This is a genomic window from Brevibacillus sp. WF146 (assembly GCF_001673705.2).
Taxonomy (GTDB): domain Bacteria; phylum Bacillota; class Bacilli; order Brevibacillales; family Brevibacillaceae; genus Brevibacillus; species Brevibacillus thermoruber.
On the sequence record NZ_CP109943.1, the window covers coordinates 3,331,915 to 3,353,213 of the forward strand.

18 protein-coding genes and 1 other annotated feature are annotated in these 21,299 nt (G+C 61.1%); of the genes, 3 read left to right on the forward strand and 15 right to left on the reverse strand.

The genetic code is table 11. The features are described from left to right. Positions 1-22: 22 nt before the first annotated feature. On the reverse strand, positions 23-631 hold the full coding sequence (locus tag A6764_RS16600) for a prepilin peptidase (RefSeq protein WP_255309776.1): 609 nt from the start codon (positions 629-631) through the stop codon (positions 23-25). An 89-nt stretch (positions 632-720) separates the two neighbouring features. Further along, positions 721-975 carry a hypothetical protein gene (locus A6764_RS16605; RefSeq protein ID WP_035300264.1) on the reverse strand — a complete coding sequence of 85 codons (255 nt, stop codon included), beginning with the start codon at positions 973-975 and terminating at the stop codon, positions 721-723. A gap of 218 nt (positions 976-1,193) precedes the next feature. Here A6764_RS16605 and A6764_RS16610 point away from each other — a divergent pair, with 218 nt between their 5' ends. Together A6764_RS16610 and A6764_RS16615 are read left to right on the forward strand one after the other, a co-directional pair. Continuing rightward, positions 1,194-1,691 carry a cation:proton antiporter regulatory subunit gene (locus tag A6764_RS16610; protein WP_035300265.1) on the forward strand — a complete coding sequence of 166 codons (498 nt, stop codon included), beginning with the start codon at positions 1,194-1,196 and terminating at the stop codon, positions 1,689-1,691. A gap of 2 nt (positions 1,692-1,693) precedes the next feature. Then, positions 1,694-2,923 carry a cation:proton antiporter gene (locus A6764_RS16615; RefSeq protein ID WP_029097488.1) on the forward strand — a complete coding sequence of 410 codons (1,230 nt, stop codon included), beginning with the start codon at positions 1,694-1,696 and terminating at the stop codon, positions 2,921-2,923. Positions 2,924-2,987: 64 nt separating this feature from the next. Here A6764_RS16615 and A6764_RS16620 read toward each other — a convergent pair whose 3' ends face one another. The 7 genes from A6764_RS16620 to A6764_RS16650 all read right to left on the reverse strand — a co-directional run bounded on the left by A6764_RS16620 (position 2,988) and on the right by A6764_RS16650 (position 13,704). Further along, the gene (locus A6764_RS16620) at positions 2,988-3,980 is read right to left on the reverse strand and encodes a ketoacyl-ACP synthase III (protein ID WP_029097489.1); all 993 of its coding nucleotides are present in this window, start codon (positions 3,978-3,980) and stop codon (positions 2,988-2,990) included. A 156-nt stretch (positions 3,981-4,136) separates the two neighbouring features. Beyond that, positions 4,137-5,519, reverse strand: coding sequence for a UDP-N-acetylmuramate--L-alanine ligase (murC, locus tag A6764_RS16625; RefSeq protein WP_029097490.1), 1,383 nt, complete (start codon positions 5,517-5,519; stop codon positions 4,137-4,139). Between the two features lies 1 nt (position 5,520). Beyond that, on the reverse strand, positions 5,521-6,891 hold the full coding sequence (locus A6764_RS16630) for a bifunctional folylpolyglutamate synthase/dihydrofolate synthase (protein ID WP_029097491.1): 1,371 nt from the start codon (positions 6,889-6,891) through the stop codon (positions 5,521-5,523). 43 nt (positions 6,892-6,934) lie between these two features. Then, positions 6,935-9,607, reverse strand: a complete 2,673-nt coding sequence (locus A6764_RS16635) for a valine--tRNA ligase (RefSeq protein ID WP_065068130.1) — start codon at positions 9,605-9,607, stop codon at positions 6,935-6,937. A 38-nt stretch (positions 9,608-9,645) separates the two neighbouring features. Then, positions 9,646-9,893: a binding site (T-box leader), on the reverse strand. Positions 9,894-9,958: 65 nt separating this feature from the next. Continuing rightward, the gene (locus tag A6764_RS16640) at positions 9,959-10,270 is read right to left on the reverse strand and encodes an STAS domain-containing protein (RefSeq protein ID WP_029097493.1); all 312 of its coding nucleotides are present in this window, start codon (positions 10,268-10,270) and stop codon (positions 9,959-9,961) included. Positions 10,271-10,363: 93 nt separating this feature from the next. After that, a complete protein-coding gene (locus tag A6764_RS16645; protein WP_264622289.1) occupies positions 10,364-11,602 on the reverse strand; it encodes an ATP-binding protein in 1,239 nt (412 codons plus the stop codon). Continuing rightward, positions 11,599-13,704, reverse strand: a complete 2,106-nt coding sequence (locus A6764_RS16650) for a PP2C family protein-serine/threonine phosphatase (RefSeq protein ID WP_255309775.1) — start codon at positions 13,702-13,704, stop codon at positions 11,599-11,601. Before A6764_RS16650 ends, A6764_RS16645 begins: the two co-directional genes overlap by 4 nt. A gap of 156 nt (positions 13,705-13,860) precedes the next feature. Here A6764_RS16650 and A6764_RS16655 point away from each other — a divergent pair, with 156 nt between their 5' ends. Continuing rightward, positions 13,861-14,043 carry a hypothetical protein gene (locus A6764_RS16655; RefSeq protein ID WP_029097496.1) on the forward strand — a complete coding sequence of 61 codons (183 nt, stop codon included), beginning with the start codon at positions 13,861-13,863 and terminating at the stop codon, positions 14,041-14,043. A gap of 57 nt (positions 14,044-14,100) precedes the next feature. Here A6764_RS16655 and A6764_RS16660 read toward each other — a convergent pair whose 3' ends face one another. From A6764_RS16660 to hemH, 6 genes are all read right to left on the reverse strand, one after another. After that, the gene (locus A6764_RS16660) at positions 14,101-15,096 is read right to left on the reverse strand and encodes a hypothetical protein (protein WP_065068128.1); all 996 of its coding nucleotides are present in this window, start codon (positions 15,094-15,096) and stop codon (positions 14,101-14,103) included. Further along, positions 15,083-16,081 (reverse strand): aminoglycoside phosphotransferase family protein, encoded by a 999-nt coding sequence (locus A6764_RS16665; protein ID WP_065068127.1) that lies wholly within the window; start codon positions 16,079-16,081, stop codon positions 15,083-15,085. The genes A6764_RS16660 and A6764_RS16665 overlap by 14 nt, the downstream gene beginning before the upstream one ends. A gap of 13 nt (positions 16,082-16,094) precedes the next feature. Further along, the gene (locus tag A6764_RS16670) at positions 16,095-17,888 is read right to left on the reverse strand and encodes a LysM peptidoglycan-binding domain-containing protein (RefSeq protein WP_065068126.1); all 1,794 of its coding nucleotides are present in this window, start codon (positions 17,886-17,888) and stop codon (positions 16,095-16,097) included. A 131-nt stretch (positions 17,889-18,019) separates the two neighbouring features. Further along, a complete protein-coding gene (locus tag A6764_RS16675) occupies positions 18,020-18,787 on the reverse strand; it encodes a GNAT family N-acetyltransferase (protein WP_065068125.1) in 768 nt (255 codons plus the stop codon). Between the two features lie 132 nt (positions 18,788-18,919). Beyond that, positions 18,920-20,338 (reverse strand): protoporphyrinogen oxidase, encoded by a 1,419-nt coding sequence (gene hemY / locus A6764_RS16680; protein WP_065068124.1) that lies wholly within the window; start codon positions 20,336-20,338, stop codon positions 18,920-18,922. Positions 20,339-20,341: 3 nt separating this feature from the next. Beyond that, positions 20,342-21,283, reverse strand: coding sequence for a ferrochelatase (hemH, locus tag A6764_RS16685; protein ID WP_029097501.1), 942 nt, complete (start codon positions 21,281-21,283; stop codon positions 20,342-20,344). Between the last annotated feature and the right edge of the window lie 16 nt (positions 21,284-21,299).

The window sequence follows — 21,299 nt, forward strand, 5'->3', positions numbered from 1 at the left end:
GTGTACGTCGGACAGGGACAGGTTATGACAGCACGTAGACGGCGAGGACGCCCGCACATAGAAACGGGGCAAACGGCAGCGACGCCCCCCGTCCCGCCCGTCCGCCGAACAGCATCAGGACGCCTGCCGCCAGCGCCAGCGCGCAGCCGACGGTAAGTCCACCGACAAACGTCCGCCAGCCGACCGCCGCCGCCAGCACGCCCGCCAGTTTGGCGTCCCCCATCCCCACCGCGTCAGGCCGAAGCGCGGAGATGGTCCCGAACAGCAGCAGTCCGAAGCCCCCTGCCAACAGCGAGGAAAGCCAGACGTCCGAATGCTCCAGCCAACGCAGGCCCGACAGGACGGGCAGCGCCGCCAGCAGGACGGCGTTGGGGATGCGCCTGAACAGAACATCCGTCAGGGAAACCAGCAGACAGAATACAATGAGTAGGAGGGTGGGAAGCTGCTCTGTGATGCCTCTCCCGTCCTGCATCCGGACGATGGCAAACAGGATGCCGCAGAGAAGCGACACAGCCGCCCGGTGGAAAAGCGGAGAGCGGCAGGGAGCGGACGGGCCAAAACGACAGGCCTGTCTCCAGACGTACCAGCCGGCGGCAGTACCGAGGCCGCCCGCGAAGAGCGCTCCCCACATGTCCACAGCGATGCTCCCTCCCCGTTTTTCTTCCCTGCAACGATTCTATTTCCTTGCAATGGGACAAAAACAGAGCGCGGCCGCACGCGTCAATCCAGCGATCTCGTTTTTCGCAGGCCATGCTCAAACTGGTGCAGGTGGTCTATGCGCTCGTTGACGTATCGGAAATCCTCTTGCCATCCCTGCTTCTGCGTTTCCTTCACGATTTCCGCCTTCTTTTCCAGCGCCTTGATTTCGTTTCGCAGGGCGATGATGATATCCAGAAAGGTGTCCATGTTCATCTGCCGGATTCTCTGAATAAACTGCCATTCCGCCTCCGTCAACCGATATTGTTTGTTTGCCACGGACGTATCACCTTTGCCAAATGTGTCAATTTTGAATCATCTTGTTTCAAAATGTAGACGATTTGACGTCGTACTTTATATAATCGTATTCGAATATACTTATGTCAACGCCGTATTCAATAAAAGAGAGGAATGCACGCCATACTACCATGAAAGAATTCCCTCCCCCTCGTTGAAGACATGGTTGACGTTAGCTCATCTGACAGGAGGCGATTGTTGTGTTCAATATTCGGGAGTGTGACTTGCCTGGTATCGGGCGAAAGTATCAAATCGATACCAGGGGAGGAGACAAGCTGGTGGTCGTCATTCACGACGACGGTCGAAGAGAGCTGTACCACTTTGACAAGGACGACCAGGATGAAAACATCTCCATGGTCACGCTGGATGACGACGAGGCGCGCCAGGTAGCCGGCATTATCGGCGGGATGACCTATAAGCCGAAAGCCCTCGATTCCATTGAAATTGCCCTGGATGAACTGGTCATCGAATGGTACAAGATCGAACCCGGTTCGATCTGCGTCGGAAAAACGATCGGCGAACTGGACATCCGCCAAAATACAGGGGCGATCGTCATTGCCGTCATTGAAAAGGATCACAAACAGATCATCAGTCCCGGGCCGGAGCAGGTTCTCTCCGCCGGCTCAACCCTGGTGGTTGCCGGGGAAAGAAAGCAGGTGAAGGCGTTAAAAACCACGCTTAGCACGGGAGGTGAATGATATTGGAGCACATCGTGTTTGAGGTTGGCCTGGCCATCGCGTTGATTGCAATCGCCGGCTTTATTTCCATCAGACTCCGCTTTTCCATTGTTCCCTTCTACATTCTGGTCGGCATGGCGGTGGGGCCCCACGCCCCTGATATCGGCCTGTTTGACCTTCGCTTCATTGAGAGTGCTCCGCTCATCGAATTTATGGGCCGGGTAGGCGTGCTGTTCCTGCTGTTCTACCTGGGGCTTGAATTCTCCGTCGGCCGCCTGATCAAAGCAGGGCGCTCGATCGCCGTAGGCGGCACCATCTACATTGCCATCAACTTCACGCTTGGGCTTCTGTTCGGGTGGGCCGCCGGTTTTCCCGCAAAAGAAGTGCTGGTGATTGCCGGCATTACCACCATCTCGTCCAGCGCCATCGTGGCAAAAGTGCTGGTCGACTTGAAACGGACGGCCAATCCGGAAACGGAGATGATCCTCGGCATCATCATGTTTGAGGATATCTTCCTGGCCCTCTACATCTCCATCCTGTCCGGACTGGTGCTGAGCGGGGCCTCATCGATTGCGGGCGTGATTTCTTCCGCATTGATCGCGCTCGGCTACATGCTGCTGTTCATCATCGTGGGACGAAAGGCTGTCCCCTTCCTGAATCGCGCGCTGCAGATCAAATCCAATGAAGTGTTCATGCTCGTCGTGTTTTCCGGCCTCTTTCTGGTCGCCGGCTTCTCCGAGACGATCCACGTCGCAGAGGCGATCGGAGCGCTGCTCGTCGGCCTGGTGCTGGCGGAAACGGAGCATATGAAAAGAATCGAGCACATGATTCTGCCCTTCCGCGACTTTTTTGGCGCCATGTTCTTCTTCAGTTTCGGCTTGACGATCGATCCCTTGGCGCTGAGCGGGGCCGTGTGGCTGTCTATCGCCGCCGTCGTGATCACGCTGATCGGCAACTTTACGGCCGGTCTGCTCGCCGGACGGAGCGCCGGCCTGTCTCCCAAGGCTTCCTCCAACATCGGACTCACCATTGTGTCACGCGGTGAATTCTCCATCATCATGGCGAATCTGGGCAAAGCCGGCGGCCTTCTCGACATCCTCCAGCCGTTTGCCGCCCTTTACGTGTTAATTCTGGCGATTCTGGGACCATTGCTGACGAAGGAATCGAAGCGGATTTACAACCTGCTGAACCGGGTGCTCCCTCTGGAGCGGACGCGGCAGAAGAAGCCCGCGGAAAGTTCCGGCCAGCATTGACAGCAGGTGAAGGCGAATAGAAGGAGGCCGCCCGGATGTGTTCCGGGCGGCCTCTTGCGACCGATTACGGCATCCATTTGACCAGCAGACCGGCGTGCACCAGCCCGCCGCCAAAGCCGTAGAGGAGCAGGGTATCCCCGGGCTTCACCTTTCCGTCGCGGATGCCCATCGAAAGCGCCAGCGGAATGGTGGCCGCCGAAGTATTCCCGTAGTACTCCATGCTGTACAGCGTCTTCTCCAGCGGAAATCCGCTTTTTTCGCAGATGGACTCGATCATCCGCAAATTGGCGCTGTGGGGAATGAACCAATCCACGTCCCGCAGCGTGAGTCCTGCCCGCTCCACCACCTCCGCCATGCCTTTGGGAACCGTGGTGACCGCCCATTTGTACACTTCCCGGCCGTTTTGCACGATACAGCCGTTTCCTGCCAGTTCCGCCTCGCCCATTCGCCGCGACAACCCCGTGCGGTAGAGATGAATGCCTCCTTCGCCTTTTGTCCCCAGATGGGCGGCGAGGAATCCCGGGTTTTGCTCATCCCGCTCCACCAGCACCGCCCCGGCACCGTCGCCGAACAGGATGCAGGTGGTCCGGTCCGTGTAGTCGGTTACCTTGGACAAGGTTTCCGCCGCCACGACCAGCACTTTTCGATGCAGACCCGCGCTGATCATGCCGTTGGCCATGTGCAGGGCATAGGCAAACCCGGCGCAGGTGGCATTCACATCCAGCGCTCCCGCCTGACCGATTCCAAAGCGGGCTTGAATCCGGCTGGCGACGCTGGGAAAGGGGTAGTCCGGCGTGGTCGTGGAGACGAGAATGAGGTCGACATCCGCCACCGTTTTCCCATACGTCCTGATCATGTCCTCAACAGCGGCGATCGCCAAATCGCTGGTGAACTGGTCTTCGTCAGCAATCCGCCGCTCCCGTATGCCGGTGCGCTGCACGATCCACTCATCCGACGTGTCCACCATCTTTTCCAGGTCAAAGTTGGTCAGCACACGCGCCGGCACGTAGGTGCCAATGGCCGTGATGCGTGCTTTCGATGCCGTTTCCATACTCATGTTTCCTCACCTCGCTCGTATTGTACTCCCTATTATAACACTAAGTATTAGTACCTGGTACTAAGTTATGCACTTCTCCTGCAGGGGCCCCCGCAAAAAAACGCCCGGACCGTCGTCGTCCGGGCGTTTTTCGCCGTTTTCCGCATGTGCATGCCGCTACTTGACCAGCTTTTCCACCAGCCAGTAGGCGGATTTCCAAATGTCGCCAGCACCCATGGTCAGGACCATGTCGCCGGGCCGCAGCGCGTTGACCAGATGCTCCTGCACCTGCTCTTTCGTCGGGATGTACTGCGCGCGCGGGTGGCTGTTGGTGCGGATCTTTTCCACCAGCGCTTCGGCGGTCACTCCTTCGATTTTGGCCTCGCCTGCCGGGGAGTAGATGTCGGTGACGATCACCTCGTCCGCTTCTTTGAACGCCCGGCTGAACTCATCCATGAGAAAATACGTGCGGGTGTATCGCTGCGGCTGAAAGACGGCGATCACGCGCCTGCCCGACGCCCGGGCGCCGTTCAGCGTGGCGATGATCTCCGTCGGATGGTGGGCGTAGTCGTCCACCACGAGAATGTCACGCGCCTCTCCGATAATCTGGAACCGCCGTTTCGCCCCTCTGAACGAGGCCAGTGCCTCCGCAATCTCGGCGAAGTTCAGTCCGGCTTCCAGGCAGACGATGATGGCCGCCAGCGCGTTGGCGACGTTGTGCTTGCCCGGTACGTGAAGCGTCAGCTCGCCGAGCAGCGTCCCGCGGCGGTACACCTCGCAGTGGGTGCGGCGGTCGCCGCAGACGATCGACCGTGCGCTGAACTCCGCCTGATCCGCAAACGACGGGTGGATGGCGTACGTGATGACGGTCTCGGATACGGCTGTCATCATCTCCCGGACATGCGGATCGTCCAGGCACAGGATCGCTTTTCCGCCCGTTTTCAAGTGACTGAGGAACTGCGCGTACGCCCGCTTCAGATTATTGAAATCGCCGCCAAAATGTTCCAGGTGATCCGGCTCGATGTTGGTGACGATTTCGTACACGGGCCGGTACTCCAGAAAGGAACCGTCGCTCTCGTCGGCTTCCGCGACGACGAAATCGCTTTTGCCCGCTTTCGCGTTGGTTCCCGCGTTCAGCAGTTCTCCGCCGATGATAAACGTCGGGTCCACCCCGCACTCTTCCAGAACGTGGGCGATCATCGAAGTCGTCGTCGTCTTGCCGTGCGCGCCCGCAACGGCCACGCCCGTCCGCTCGTTGAGTATGCGGGCCAGCATCTGAGAGCGGTGCAGCACGGGAATGCCGCTCGCCTGCGCCGCGACGACTTCCGGGTTATCCTTTGGAATACTGGTGGAATATACGACCAGATCGCTGCCTTCGACATGTTTGGCGTCGTGGCCGATATGCACAACGGCTCCCCGTTCCACCAGTTTTTTGGCCAGGTCGTTCATTGCGACATCTGAGCCGGTTACCTTGTAGCCAAGGTCGATCAAGACGCGGGCGATGGCACTCATGCCATATCCGCCAATGCCCACAAAGTGGACGCGTTGGGCCTGATCCACCCTATTCACCTGCCTCTTCTACTGTAGTGGGAAAGAAAGCGCGAACTTGGGCGATGAAGTAGAGCGAACCGCAGACAACCAACCAATCGTCGCCGTTTGCCCTCCGGCTGTCCTTCACCCAAGAAGAAAGAAACGCTTGCCAGTCGGAAACGGACTCGAGGCTTTCCGCCTGCCATCCTCCCGAGCAAAACGCATCGTACAACTGCCGGCTCCCGGCGGCGCGAGGAAAGTCAAACGTCGCAAGGTGAATGGTCTTCACACGCCCTTGCAGCGGTTTGAGCGCCTCCGCCATCCGAGCGAGCGGCTTATCCGCCAGTCCGGCAAACAGCAGGTGCAGCCGGGTGTCGGCCGTCACCAACCGCTCCAGACTGCTCACGAGCGCTTCTATTCCCTCCCGGTTGTGTGCCCCGTCCAACACGACCATCGGTCTTGACGAGACGACTTCTAGACGTCCTGGCCAGCGCGTTTGTTGCAGACCGCGGGCAATTTCTTCGTCTTCCAGCAAAAAGGAAAAGAAGTTGCGCAGCACGTCGATCGTCATCAGGGCAACGGCGGCGTTTTCCGCCTGATGGGGGCCGTTCATGGCCAGCCGGTAATCGGCCTCGTGCCGGCGGTGCAGGCTGCGGTAGCGGATGAGCTGCTCGCCCATCCGCTCCTCCTGCTGCTCAACGTCAAAGTGATGACCGATTGTGTACAGCGTGCTGCGTGTTTTCTCGGCGTGTTCCCGGAAAACGGCGAGCACCTCCGGCCGCCGTTCGCCGGTAACCACGGGCACACCCGGTTTGATGATCCCCGCTTTTTCCCGGGCAATCTCCTCCAGGGTGTCTCCGAGGACATCCGTGTGATCCATGCCGATGTTGGTAATGACGGAAACGAGCGGATAGACGACGTTGGTGGAGTCGAGCCGTCCCCCCAATCCCGCTTCCCACACGACAACGGCGGGTCTGGCAATCTTGGCGAAGTAGAGGATGGCGATCAGGGTGATCACCTCAAACTCCGTGGGCGAACCGTACTCCGTTTCCGCCGCGCAGCGCTCCACGAGCGGCTTCACTTCGTTGGCCACCGCCACCAGGTCATCCTCCGGAATCATGACGCCGTTGAACCGAATCCGCTCGCGAAAATCGAGCAGATACGGAGAGGTGAACGTGCCCACGCTGTAACCGGCTTCCAGCAGCATCTGCGTCAAATAGGCGCAGGTGGAGCCTTTCCCGTTCGTGCCGGCGACGTGGACAAACGCCAGCCTGCGCTCGGGATGATCCAGTTCCTCCAGCATCCACCGCATCCTCTCCAGGCCCGGCTTCTGCCCGAATCTCAGCAGCCCGTGCAGCCAGTCAAGCGTTTCTCTGTATCCTTCCAAACGGTTTTCGTTCATACCGCATTGCTCCATTCTCAAAAATATGCGAAAGGACGGCGGTTCATTCGCCTTTCAGTTCCGCCAGGCGGGCAATCACTTTGTCCCGCTTCTCCATGTAATCGGCCAGTTTGGCCTTTTCTTCGTCGATCACTTTTGCCGGGGCTTTGGCCATGAAGCCCGGGTTGTTCAGCTTGTTCTCGATCCGCTCCACTTCCTTGTGCAGCGTCGCCAGCTCTTTTTCCAGACGCTTGATCTCCTGGTCGAGATCGATCAGGCCGGCCAGCGGCAGGAACAGCTCGGCGCCCGTCACCACGGCGGACATCGCCTTGTCCGGCGTCGCCAACTGCTCGCTGATCTCCAGGCGTTCGGGATTGCAGAAGCGTACGATGTACTCTTCGCCCCGCTTCAGGCGTTCCAGCGCAACGGCGTCGCCCGGTTTGATCAAGAGCTCGATCTTTTTGGACATCGGCACGTTGACCTCGGCGCGGATGTTGCGCACGCTGCGGATCACTTCCATGAGCAGGTTCATCTCCGCCTCGGCGTCCGGGAAGATCCACTGTTCGTTGACGGTCGGCCACGCCGCCACCGTGATGCTCTCGCCCTGGTGCGGCAGCGCCTGCCAGATTTCCTCGGTGATGAACGGCATGTACGGATGCAGGAGGCGCAGCGTCTGATCCAGCACGGTGACGAGCACGGACTGGGTCGTCTTCTTCGCCGCCTCGTCGCTGCCGTAGAGCGGCAGTTTGGCCATCTCGATGTACCAGTCGCAGAGATCGTCCCAGATGAAGTTGTACAGCACCCGGCCCGCTTCGCCAAACTCAAACGCGTCCATCAGACGGGTCACGTCGGCGATGGTGGCCTGCAGACGGGAGAGGATCCACTTGTCCGGCGTGGACAGCTCGCCCGACAGGTCAATGTCCTCGTAGCGGAAGCCGGCCATGTTCATCAGGGCAAAGCGGGAGGCGTTCCAGATCTTGTTGGCGAAGTTGCGGTTCGCCTCCACCTTTTCCCAGTAGAAGCGCTGGTCGTTGCCCGGCGAGTTGCCCGTCGCCAGCGTGAAGCGGAGCGCGTCGGCCCCGTATTTTTCGATGACTTCCATCGGGTCGACGCCGTTGCCCAGCGACTTGGACATCTTGCGCCCTTCGGAGTCGCGGATGATGCCGTGGATCAGCACGGTCTCAAACGGATTTTGCCCGGTAAACTCCAGGCCGCTGAAAATCATCCGGGCGACCCAGAAGAAGATGATGTCATAGCCGGTGACCAGCACGTTGGTCGGATAGAAGTACTTCATGTCCTCGGTCTCTTCCGGCCAGCCCAGCGTGGAGAACGGCCAGAGCGCGGACGAGAACCAGGTGTCGAGCACGTCCGGATCCTGCTCCAGCTTGTGGCTGTGGCAGTGCGGACACTCGGTCACGTCGTCGCGGGACACAATCGTCTCGCCGCAGTCCTGGCAGTACCAGGCCGGAATCCGGTGTCCCCACCAGAGCTGGCGGGAAATGCACCAGTCGCGGATGTTTTCGATCCAGCGCAGGTAGTTGTTCTTGAAGCGTTCCGGCACGAATTTGACGCTGTTCTCGCTGTACGCATTGGCGATGGCGGCGTCGGCCAGGGGCTGCATCTTGACGAACCACTGCGTCGACAGGTACGGCTCGACGACGGCGTCGCTCCGCTCGCTGTGGCCCACCTGGTGGATGTGCTCCTCGATCTTGAACATGACGCCCTGCTCGGTCAGGTCCTTGATGATCTGCTTGCGGCACTCGAAGCGGTCGAGGCCCTGATAGCGGCCGGCGTTTTCGTTCATCGTGCCGGTTTCGTCCATGACCACGATCTGCGGCAGGTTGTGCCGCAGGCCGATCTCAAAGTCGTTCGGATCGTGGGCCGGCGTGATTTTCACGGCGCCGGAACCAAATGCGGGGTCGACGTAGTCGTCGGCCACGATCGGAATTTCCCGGCCGACGATCGGCAGGATCACCGTTTTGCCGATCAGGTGCTTGTATCGTTCGTCATCCGGGTGAACGGCGACGGCGGTATCGCCCAGCATCGTCTCCGGGCGGGTGGTCGCCACTTCGATGTAGCCGCTGCCGTCAGCCAGCGGGTAGCGCATGTGGTGCAGCGCGCCCTTCACCTCTTTGTAGATCACCTCGATGTCGGAGAGGGCCGTGCGGGCGACCGGGTCCCAGTTGATGATGCGGTTGCCGCGGTAGATCAGGCCTTTTTCGTAGAGGCGGACGAACACCTCGCGAACCGCCCGGGAGAGCCCTTCGTCCATGGTGAAGCGCTCGCGCGAATAGTCCAGCGCCAGCCCCAGCTTTTCCCACTGGTCGCGGATGTGTTGGGCGTAGATGTGCTTCCACTCCCAGACTTTTTCCAGAAACTTCTCCCGTCCCAGATCGTGGCGGGATATGCCCTGTTCGCGCAGGTTGGCCTCCACGCGGGCCTGGGTGGCGATCCCGGCGTGGTCCATCCCCGGCAGGAACAGCGTGCTGTAGCCCTGCATCCGTTTGGCGCGGGTGATGATGTCCTGCAGGGTCGTGTCCAGGGCGTGCCCCAGGTGCAGCTTGCCCGTCACGTTCGGCGGCGGGATGACGATCGTGAACGGACGTTTGTCCGGATCACGCTCCGCCTTGAAAAACTGCTTTTCGATCCAGTACGGATACCATTTGCTTTCCGCCGCCTTCGGATCGTAGTTCTTCGGCAGCAGATGGTCGATGTCTTGCGTCGGTTGTGTCGACATAGCACAGCCTCCTTCGGAAAATAAAAAAAGCCTTTCATCCAAAGGACGAAAGGATTGTTTCGCGGTACCACCTTTGTTAACGCACGACCTCCCGGAAAACAGGCGGGGACGTGCGTTCCCTCTGACACATAACGGCTGTTGACCGGTTTCGGCTAAGCGGCACCGCTTCACCGAAACAACTCCCGGGCGACCTTCGGCCATTCCCTGCCTTAGAGAATCTCGCAGCAGATGATTCTCCCTCTCTGCCAAGGCGTCCTGGCCTACTCTTCCCGTTCATCGCTTGTTCACTGTGGCGTTGTTGATCCTACGTTATTATATACAAACTGCGCACGGCCCGTCAAACCCGGCCTCCTACGCTTTTTTGACGCCAATGCCGAGCGCCTCCGCAAACCCCAGCAGTTCCAGGATGTCCAATATCTCTTCCCGCACGTTGACAATTTCCACTTGTTTGCCCGCCGCAAGCAGGTCCTTGGTGGTGAAAAACAGGCTGCAGATCCCCGATGAATCGACAAACGTCACGTCACGAAAATCAACCGTCACCTGTTGATTCCGCTCCCCGTATTCGCGCAGCAGCCGCCCCACTTTGTCCCCTACGGCCATGTCCAGTTCTCCGGCGAAAAACAGCGCGGCCTGTCCGTCCGCTTCCATTGCCCGGTATTCCATGCGCAAACTCCTCTCCTTGATTTTCTCATCACGTCAACGGTACTGACGGCTCCTCTGCTTACATTGTTACCCTTCTGTCCATTTCCCAAACATTCACACAGGGTGGACGCGGCACTCCAAGACCAGTTTCGTCCCCGCCGGCGAGCTGCCGATCAAGAGCCGGTCGCAGCACCGCAGCATGACGTGAAACCCGACTCCCAGCGATTCGCGGGTGGAATAGCCCTGGATCAGCGTCGCCCGCGGCAGTTCTTCGAGGTCGATGCCGCCCCCCTGGTCATGGACGACGGCGCGGCACACATCCCCATTCGCCCGGTAGAGGGTGACCGTTCCGCCGCTGCCGTGCTTCAGCGTATTGCTGGCCGCTTCGTTCAGCGCCACGATGTACTGCATGAGCCGCTTGTCCGCCATTCCGAGCGGCTCCAGAACCCGTCTGCACTCGCGCCGCAGCCTGCCCAAATCCTCCGGAGCCCGCACGTCAATGGCGGCCAGCATCTGCCCCTCCCTGATCAGCGCAAACAGTTCCTCGTCGGTCAACAGGACCAGCTTGTCGCCGGTCACCGCCGCCAGCACCTGCTTGTACAAGTCCCACTCTTTTTTCTGCCGCCGCCGCTCCTCGGCGATGGCCGCCGTGATGTCGATCAGGGCGAGGCCGCACGTCCGGTCCGGCAGGGGAGACGCGTACAGCTCGTAGACACGGCTCCCGTCCGGCGCCACCACCTGTTCCCTGAGCGCGGCTCCGCCGTCCGCCGCCCGTGCCGCCAGGCGGCGCATCTCCCGCTCCAGCGGCTCGTCCACCCGAGCCGTCCCGAGCGGCCGCAGGTGGCCGTCTTCCACCAGGTAGAGGTAGATCGCCTCCAACTGGCGCAGGATGGAGAGCTTCTGCAGTTCCTGCTTGATCATCCGGCTCCGCTCGTCGTCCCGCTCCCGCATGCTTTTCAACAGCGCGGCCGGGTCCAGCTCCCCGCTCAGATGCCAACTGTGAAACTCCTCCAGGAGCAGCCGCTCCAGCACCTCGTCCCGGCGCAGCACCTTTTCAATATCCAGCACGTAATACGGCACGTTGCGGATCCCCTGGACCACGCTGCCGATAATCCGGAAGTCGGCGGCCAGTTCCACCTCGATCCGGCCCTGCAGCGGCTGCTCGGGACAGTACAGCCCCACTGCCGTCCGGCTGACCGCGCGCAGCTCCGCGACGGCCTCCACGCCGTCCGCCAAAAGCGTCAGACGAACCTGCCGGGGCGGCAGCACCTTTTGCGCCGAGCGACCCGCCCGCAGTTCGTTCAGGCAGTTGCGGCAGGCGGGATCGTCGGGACACCGCTCACACAGTATCATGCTCCTTCCCCCTCTTTCTTCGCAGCCGATTGAAACTGAAGGATCAACAAGGATATGTCATCCGTCTGCTGCCCGGCCCGGGTCAGTTCCCAGACGCGCTTTTCCACCAGGGCGATGCGGTCTTCGGGCGATGTCCGGCATTCGTCCCACAGCGCGGACAATTCCCGGCGCCACTTGTCGGGATAGCGGCTCGAATCGTGCTGCTTCAGGTCCGGCAGGCCGTCGGTGTAGACGAGCAGCATGCCGTCTTCGGCAATCGGCATTTCCTCCCGGACGTAGCGGCTGTCGGGCGACAGCCCCAGGCCCAAGCCCCCGGCGCAGGGGAGCAGGCCGACCCTGCTCGCCGACAGGTAAACCGGCTGGGGATGGCCCGCCCGGCTGAGAAAGAGCTTGTGGGCAACCGCGTCGTACACCGCGATCAGCATCGTGATGAACGAGCGCGTTTTGCTCAAATCCGCATACAGCAGGTTGTTCAGCCTGTCGAGAATCAGATCGGGCTCCCAGCACGTCTGGATCACGGCCCGCAGCGCGCTGCGAATGCCGTTGGCCATCAGGCTGGCCGGCAGGCCGTGTCCCGATGCGTCCGCCACGACAAAGCAGGTGTAGCGCTGGTCAATCCGGACGTAATCCACGTAATCCCCGCCCACGTAGGCAACCGGCAGATAGACCGCTTTTGCCTGCAGGCGCGGCAGCACCATCCGTTCCTCGGGGATCAGCAGCAGTTGAATTCTCCGCGCCAGCTCCATCTCCTGCTCCATCAGGCGCAGTTCAAGCGACTGGTTTTCGTGCAGACAGCGCAGGACCAGCCCCCGCACGTTGACCGCGAGCAGTTGGAAAAAGGGGTGCTCCATCTCCCTCTCGTCCGCCTCTTCGGCCGCAGTCTTGGCCAGCACCACCACGTAGCGGGGCGCAAGCGGCGAATCCCGCTGTTCGTCGACGACGATCTGCTCCGCCACCGTATGCCGAATGTGCGGATGGTCCGGATTGCCCCGGACGCTCTCGTAATAGACGACGCCATCCGCCGACTCCAGCGACAGCCGCAGGTACAAAAGCGTGCCCATTTTGACGTACCAGGCGTCCACCAGTTCCTCGATCACCTGCTGCAGGTTTTCGTAGCTCACTTCCCTCATGCTTTGCTCGTTGCTGACAATCAGGAGCTGTTCGTAGCGCTGCTTCAACTGCAGAAGCTGCGCCATCTGGGCGTTTTTCCGCCGAATCTGCTCCAGCTGCTCCGCAAACTTCCGCTCCAGGCTGCCCACATGCCAAAAGGCACGTCCCATCAAGATCCGGTTGGCCCGGATCGTCAGCGCCAGCCTCGCCAGCGCGACCAGAGCCCCCAGGCCCATGCCGATCAGACTGAGGCGCGGAATGCCGGCGACAGTTACGGCTGCGACCACGGTTCCCGCCAGCAGCACCGCCACCATGGCGGTATCATGGAGAGAAAATGTCAGCCTTTCGTACGAATGGGTGCAGTCGTCGCTCGCCAGCGACCGTTCACGGCCGCGCTCACGCCGCTGGTGCGACCGGCAGAGAAATCCGAGCGAAGCCGCCCCCGCTCCGAACAGCAGAGCCGGAGGCAAAAAGGGCACCGCCGCCGCCAAAGCCGTGAACAGCAGGGTGGCCGCAAGCAGGCGCTGCCGTTCCTCTCGGGCCGCATCCGCCATCCGCCGATTGGCGAGAGCCAGGGAGACGGTCGGGAGCAGCAGCAGGAACCCGCTTTGCAGCGCCATCTGGGCGGCCAAGTGGCGGGCCATGTCCGGCATGAGCAGCAGGCAGACGGCAGAAGTGCCCAACATGGCGCACAGCGTCATCGCGTCCAGCACCGTCTTCCACCGCTCGTGGCAGAGGAACGGGGCAAACAAGGCGTGCAGCGCCAGCAGAAAAAGGAGCGAAAAGCACAAGCACAAGGACAGGCTGATCATCCGGACCCACGCGGCCGGGATGAAAGCCAGCAGGTGGCCGGCTCCCCAGGCGATCAGTCCCCATCCCTGCAAAAACGCAGCGTCATCCCAACGCTTTACGCCAGCCGGCCGGCGGGACAAGCACACCATATATGCGCCCGCGCCCGTGCCCAGCGTGTAAAGCAGAGCTTCCCAGATCATCGCGGATCCCCTTTTTTCGCAAACCTATCAGACTTTTTTCATTTTACCTTCCCGCTCTCTCCCGCGTCCAAACCTGTTTTTCGCCCGGCAGGCGGCGCGTTTGGCGCAAGGCACTGGCCGTATGCTTTCCGCATATGCTGAAACGAGGTGATCCCGATGAACAGCCGCTGGAAATACCACCCCGCCTATCTGCGGATCAAGTACGGCTGCAAGCAGATTCTGCTGCCGCTGATCGTCTTTCAGTTCATCCGCACGGTGATCGTTCCCACATCGTTTGACGTCGTCCTGCTGGCCATCCTGGCGCTCTTGTACGTGGCCATTTCCCTCGGCTGGCTGTAGGCGGCTGGAAGACAGCCGGGCAAAAAAACAACGCCCCACACGGTGAGACGCTGCTTGTTAAAAGGCCTGCTGGATCCAGCGGTTGAGCCGCATCAGCCGGTCCATGTCTTTTTCCAGCCGCTTGACGGCGTACAGCTCGCTCCAATCCCGCGTGTCGCCATAGTAAATCTCGACATCCCGCATCACCCTCTCCGGGTAGGTGAGGAAGACGGCGAGCAAGTCGATTTCTTCCGGCCGGAGCGGAAAGATGTTGGCGTAGTGATGAAACAGTTGGCTCGCTCCCGCCTCGTCGCCCGCCTGGTGAAAATAGGCACGGTAGAACAGGGTCAGGTCACGGGTGGGCGTGTCAAAGAGGGCGCGGTCAAAGTTCAGCAGCTTCCCCTTTCCCGAACGGTCGGGCATGATGTGGGCCGGATGGGGGAAGCCGTGGATGAGGGACAAGCGGAAATGGGCGTGCGTCTGGTGCCGTTCCCGCCACTCCCGGAGACGGGCGATCGCCGTCTTTGCCAGCTCGGACAGGTACGCCTGATTGGCCAGAAAGACCACGTCAAACGGCGACGGATACAGGCGCTCACGGGCCAGATCGGCCGCCTTCTCCGCATGTGCCAGCAGATGCTGCCAGCGGTTCAGGAGAGAGTCGATCAGCGGCTCCACCTTCCGGGGATCGTCAAACCGGAAGTTTTGCGTCAAATGGTGCAGCTCGGCCAATCGCTCCACGGTCGGCATGGCCCAGGCCAGCGGCTGATCCGCCCACTGTTCGCCTCCGGGCAGCCAGGCGGTCAGGTAATACGTGGTCTCTCCCTGCCGGACGTAAGGCTCGTCGTATTTCGTGTAAAAATACGGCACGGCTCCGTCCCATCCCCGCTGCTGCAGATGGCGCAATACGCCGCTGACGAGCAGCAGCTTCTGCGAAGAGATCCGCGTCCGCTTGCAGACAAACGATCCGTAAGGGGTCAACGCCTTGTACACGTTGGGGGGTTTCAGCACATCGACGGTCTGGGCGTACATGTCGTATTCACGAAACAGCGGAAAAATATCGTCAAAGCGGCTCATGCGCCGACTCACCCCTTGCTCCCTCGGCCCGCTCAGCCACGCGCCGCAGCAAACCGTCGACGGCTTGTTGTCGGACAAGGGCCTGCTCGATCTCCGCAGCCGAGGCCCCTTCCGGCTGACCATCATCCCCCACGTAGATTTCCATTTGTTTCCACAATTCCAGAGGCGACGCCAGAAACGCCAGCATCAGCGTGTAGTCGCCGTAACTGAGCGGTTTTGCCTCCTCGTATCCGTCGAGAAAGGCATCTACTTGATCTTCGTCTTCGTGCGTCAGGTACAGATCCCGCAAAAAGACGGCCACATCCCGCTGCTGAACGGACAGCGTCGGCTGGAAAAAGCCGCGCAGGTAAAGCTTGCCGTTGATCATGCCCCAGTTGTCCCGGTGCAGCTCGCCGTGCGAGACGGACAGCGCGGCCGGCTCGATCCGCGTGCTGGCCAAAAGGTCGGCGCTGCGCTGCAAACGCTGGAGTACAAGGGGAAACAATTCGGCCACCCGCCGCCGTTCCCCCTCCGCCCGCTTGTACTTGGCACGCACCGCTTCCCACAATTCCCGTGCCCGCCTCGACTCGGCCACTGCCTGAAGCTGTTCCTGGCGCCAGAAGTCGACGGCGGGAAACAGGCCGCTCTCCCGCTGGGCCGCGTGCATCATGCCGACGATCCGGCCGCATTGGCGGACGGTCTCGTGATCCGTCGGCACCGGTTCGATGTGGCGCAGATGGTCCGTCAGGGTAATGCCGCGGCTGGCCGTCACCAGATACGGTTTGGCATCCCGCGTGCGGATGAACCGTTCCAGTTCGCGAAACCCCTGCCGGGCCATCCTCTCCCGCCAAGCAAACGACCAGCGCATCACGTCCACACGCGGCCAAATGCGCAGTTCCTTGGTGCCCCGGTTCGTCTCCAGCAGATAGCAGTCCTCCAGCGGCGTCATGTGGATTACCCTCGCCCGATAGCGCCGACAAATCTCGGAAAGGTCGATTTTCTCCACGGTTCCCCGCTCCTCACACTGGAATGTACAAAATTTGCCCCTCCACAACCTGGTCCGCGTTCAACTTGTTCACTTCCAGGATCCGGGAGATGGGCAGGGAGTACCGCTGGGAAATGGACTCCAGCGTATCGTTGCGCTGAATGATGCACAGTTTCATCTGGCTGTACCGCTCCTGTTTGCTGCGGATGAACGAGGTGAGGTTGTGCATCGCTTCCAGCGTCGTACTGTCCGGCTCGAACGCGGCCGCCCTGCGGGAAGAACTGGAGGACGACTCGGCGCTTTCGGCCGCCTGCGCTTCCTGCTGGGCGCGGCTCGCCTGGGAAAAGATGGACGTCAGGTTCAGTTTCTCCCCTTCTTCCTTGGTCGGCTTGCCGGAGATGGCCACACGCACCTCTCGCTCCTCTTCCTCCTGGGGAGCAGCCTGCGCTTCCAGAACGTCCGGCTCCGCCTGCGCTTCGACGATGTCCGGCTCTTCCGCCTCCGCCTTGGCCTCGACCATTCCCGTTTCTTCCGCCTTTGCTCCGGCCTCGACCACTCCCATTTCTTCCGCCTTCGCTCCGGCCTCGACCACTCCCATTTCTTCCGCCTTCGCTCCGGCCTCGACGATTCCCGATTCGTCCACTTCGGCCTTGGCGATTCCCGTTTCTTTCACCTCTGCTTGGGCCTCAACGCCGCCCGTTTCTTTCACCTCCGCCTCTTTCGAGGATGCGAATCCGGAGGCAGCGGAATCGGGGGCGCTCTCCCGCCTGCTTGACTCCTCCCGTGCGGACGCGCGGGTCATCTCGTCCCAGGGGGGAATCTGCTCAAACGACGTCGAGCGGTATTCGTCAGCCTCCAAAGCCGGCTGATCCCACGCGTCGGTCACGTCACCGTACACCGATGGGGCGGTCACATCACCGTACACCGTGTGGTCGGTCACATCGCCAAAATCCGTCCGGGAAGAGGGCAGGGGCGACGCGGGTCGGTCAAACATCGCCGCGAACTCAGGCGGCTCCCCTGCCTCCGCATGAGGCTCCCGCTCCATCTCCCTCTCCAGTTCGGACAGCCTCTGTTCGAGCTCTTCCAGCGAAGCTGGATGCGCCACGCGATCCCACTGGTCCGAGCTGATCGAGTCGGACCACCACTCTTCCGCCGCGCGGCTCTCCGGAACCACGTCCGGATGCATGTCCGAATCCGTCTCCATCTGCACGTCCGCACGCACGGACAAGTCCGCTTCCGCCGTGTCGCGCTCCGGCCGCATCGCCGGTTCGACCTGCGGGGTGGATGCCCAGTCCGGATCTGTCTCCAGGGCGGCGTCATTTGCCGATTCCGCTGCCGAGTCGGGCTGCAGGGCGGATCGTTGAGCCTGCTCGACCAACTGGATGCCGGCGATTTTCAGTTCCGCTTCGATCAGCAGTTGGTGCGGTGTTTCCACCTGGTAATCAAAGCCGTCTACGACAGCGTAAATGTCCCCCAGTTCGGCAATGCGGCTGACGGGGATCGTGATGTTGAGGGGAATGCGGTGATTCACTTCCGCTTCCCAACCGAACAGCCCACCGCTGTTTCCCGCCTGCGGAAACGGAGCGAACGTCACCGCTTCCACCAGGGTTTCCGCTCCGCCTTCGGTGGGCTCCGAGGCGCCCCTGGCCGGCTCGTATGTTCCGTACAACTGCAGACAGCCTGTTATGGAGATGAAGGACTGGTTTTCCAGCACCTCAATATCAGGGACCAATTCCAGCTCTTTCAATTCGCCAATCCCGGCGCGATCCGCGGAGAGGAAAATGGTTTCCTTGATGGCGAACGAAAGCAGCCCATCCTGTATCGCCATTCGTGCTCCTCCTTTCAAGTGCAGGACATTTCCCTATACTATATGGACAGGACGAGCCGTTTAGCACTGCAAAATGGGAGGAACACAAAAGAAGCGATAGCCGTGCGGCGGAGGGACAGGCCGTGCGCCGCCTAGCAGGTCGTCGGCCTGATGCGGTAATGATGGCCGGAAACAGGCACGAAGCCGAGTTTCTTGTAGATGCTGACGGCCGCCGCGTTCTCTTTGACGACGTGGAGGTACAAGCCGCTGGCGCCATGGTCGCGAGCCCACCCGGCAAGCGATCCGACGAGCTGGACGCCGATGCCCCTTCGCCGGTGAGCGGGCACAACCACAATGTTGCAGAGACACGCCCACCCCCGCTCCACCACGACGGTGCCGAGCCCTACGGTTTCCCCGTTTTCACAGATCCTGGCGAACGCCTTTTCCGGCCTGATTGCCGAAAAGATGTGCGTGTACGCACGATGACGTTCGGGCGCAAAATGCTCGAAACGGATGAAGTCCCGGATCCATTCGTCATCCGCTTCACCGGCAAACCGGCAGGTAAAGCGACTGTCAAAATCCACGCGCTCGATGCAGTCGGACATCTTCGCGGTCATCACATAGCATTCATCCACTTTTTCGTATCCCCTCGCCGCCAGCATGCCGTCCAGTTCCGCCGGGGAGGCGTCGCTTACACAAAAGCAGGCGGGAAGCGAACGGCGCTGATAAAAGTCTTCAACGACCGTCATCCAATCGTCGCATGGCGGAAACGGCCCCACCGCAAACACGCTGTTGGCCCGTTTCGTCGTCCCGAAGGTTGCGCGAAGCCGCCACTTTCCCAGCGTCTGCTGCTCATGGGCAGGCCAGGCATTGGCCGCCAGTTCTTCCAGCAGCGCTGTCAACCGCACGTCGCTTTCCATGAAACCCCTTCCTCCTCGATGTCTGTGATTTCCAATACATCCATTATCGAATGGGCGCGACAAAAACACAAGCATTATGTCAGGTTTTTTGACATATATATGACGTCTCGGGTACAGAAAAAAACCGGGGTGTCAGTTCCCCGGTTTTTGAGTCAAGTGGTCCAGCAGTTCGCGAATCGCCCGTTTCCCCTGGTCAATGCAGTCGGGCACTCCGACTCCGCCGTACGAGGCGCCGGCCAGCCGAACCGCGGGAAGCGCCGCGCCCACTTTGGCGGTCACGTCGCGCAGCCACTGCTGATGGCCGACCATGTACGGAAGTCCCCTGTTCCAGCGGGTGACCCGGTAAAATTCCGGCGTGTCGCCGACCTTCATGACCCGCCGCAAATCGCGAATGACCACGTCGACGATCTCTTCGTCGGAGCGGTCGACGATCTCCTCGTGGCCCGGCTTGCCGACGTAGCAGCGGACGAGCGCTTTTCCCTCGGGCGTCGTATGGGGCCACTTGCGATGCGTCCAGGTGCAGGCGGTGATGGTGTAGTTGGCCTTGCGCGGCACGACGAAGCCCGTCCCCTCCACATCCAGGGGTACCGCCTCCGCCGGGTAAGCCAGCGCCACCGTGGCCATGATCGTCGGCTTTGCGCCGCTGAGCGGCGGGATGTCGACGTACGGACGCAGCAGTTCTTGTGCCACCGGATGAGGCACGGCCAGCAGCACCGCATCCGTCCGCAGCGTCCGACCGTCGCTCAACTGCAGCACATACCCCTCCGGCCGCTTTTCCAGGTGCCGCACTCCGGTATTCTTTTGCACCGCCCCTTCCGGCAGCAGCTGCTCGATCCGCTCCGCCAGCGACTGCAGCCCGCCCTTCAGCGTCATGAACATGCCCGTCGGCTTTTTCGACTGTTCCGGCTTTGCCGGCGGCCGCGCGTTTTTCATCGCCAGGATCAGGCTGCGGTACTTCTGTTCCATTTGCGCATACTGCGGAAACGTGGAGAGCAGGCTCAGCTTGTCGATGTCGCCGCCGTACACGCCGGAGATGAGCGGCTCGATGACGTTTTCGATCACCTCGTCGCCGAGGCGGCGGCGGAAAAAGTGACCCACCGACTGGTCCTCGCCCGGCTTTCCGCCCGGCAGCACCAGATCGGCGGCGGCCCGCAGTTTGCCCAGCGGCGATACCAGCGGCGTCCAGACAAACGGCAGCAGTTTGGTGGGAATGCCCATTACCGCCCCTTCCGGTATGGAAACGAGGCGGTCCTTATGGACGATGTACGCCTGGCCGGCGTGGTTGTGCACAAGCTGATCGCCCAGCCCGACGTCTGTAATCAGTTGGGAGGCGCTGGTTTTGCGCTCCAAAAAGGAGTCCGCCCCCAGCTCGATGGTAAATCCCTGGTGCCGCCACGTCTGGATTTTGCCGCCCAACCGGCCGCTTTCTTCCAGCAGGGCAAAGCGGACCGGAACGCCCTCTTCGCGGCTCCATTTTTGCAGGTAGTAGGCGGCGCTCAGTCCCGTAATGCCGCCGCCCACGATCGTCACATGCAGGTGTTTGTCGCTCATACGCTATTTCCCCAAGTCCGCCAGCTTCTTCCCGACGACATCCGCCAAACAGGCGATAAACGCCGGTCTGGCGTTGGGCATCGGCGGGCGGTAGTAGTTGGCGCCCAGTTCTTCCGTCACCGCTTTGCACTCGATGTCGTTGTCGTAGAGGACTTCCAAATGTTCGGCGACGAAACCGACCGGACAGTAAACAAACGACGTGTAGCCATGTGCCGCGTGCAGCTCTCTGGTCAAGTCCTGCACGTCCGGCCCCAGCCACGGTTCCGGCGTGCTGCCGGCGCTTTGCCACCCCACCGCGTAGTGGGTGACGCCGGCCGCCTCGGCAATCCGTTTGGCCGTATCCTCCAACTGCTGCGGGTACGGGTCGCCCATCTGCAGGATCTTCTCCGGCAGGCTGTGGGCCGAGAAGATGACTACCGCCTTCTCCCGCTCCGCTTCCGGCATGGCGGCAAACGTGTCGCGAATCGCATTTGCCCAGTAATCGATAAAGCCCGGCTCCTCATACCAGCTGTCGATGCTGTGGATCACCGGGCCGCCGATGCTCTGTGCATGGGCTTTCGCCCGGCCGTTGTACTCTTTGACGCTGTAGCTGGAGTAGTGGGGGGCAAGCACCAGGCTGATCGCCTCGGCGATGCCGTCGCGGTGCATCGCGTCCACCGCGTCCTCGATAAACGGCGCGATGTGCTTCAAGCCGAGGTAGCCGACAAATTCCACATCGGGGTGACGGCGGTTCATTTCCGCTTCCAGCGCCCGCACCTGCTCGTCCGTAATTTCGGCAAAACGGTTGATCCCGCCGACCGCTTCGTAACGCGCCTTCAGGTCGTTCAGCAGGTCTTCCGGCGGTTTGCGGCCGCGGCGGATATGGGTGTAGTACGGTTCGATTTCGTCCTGGCTGCGCGGCGTTCCGTACGCCATCAGCAGGAGACCCAGTTTACGTTTCGCCATCTGTGAGCACCTCCCG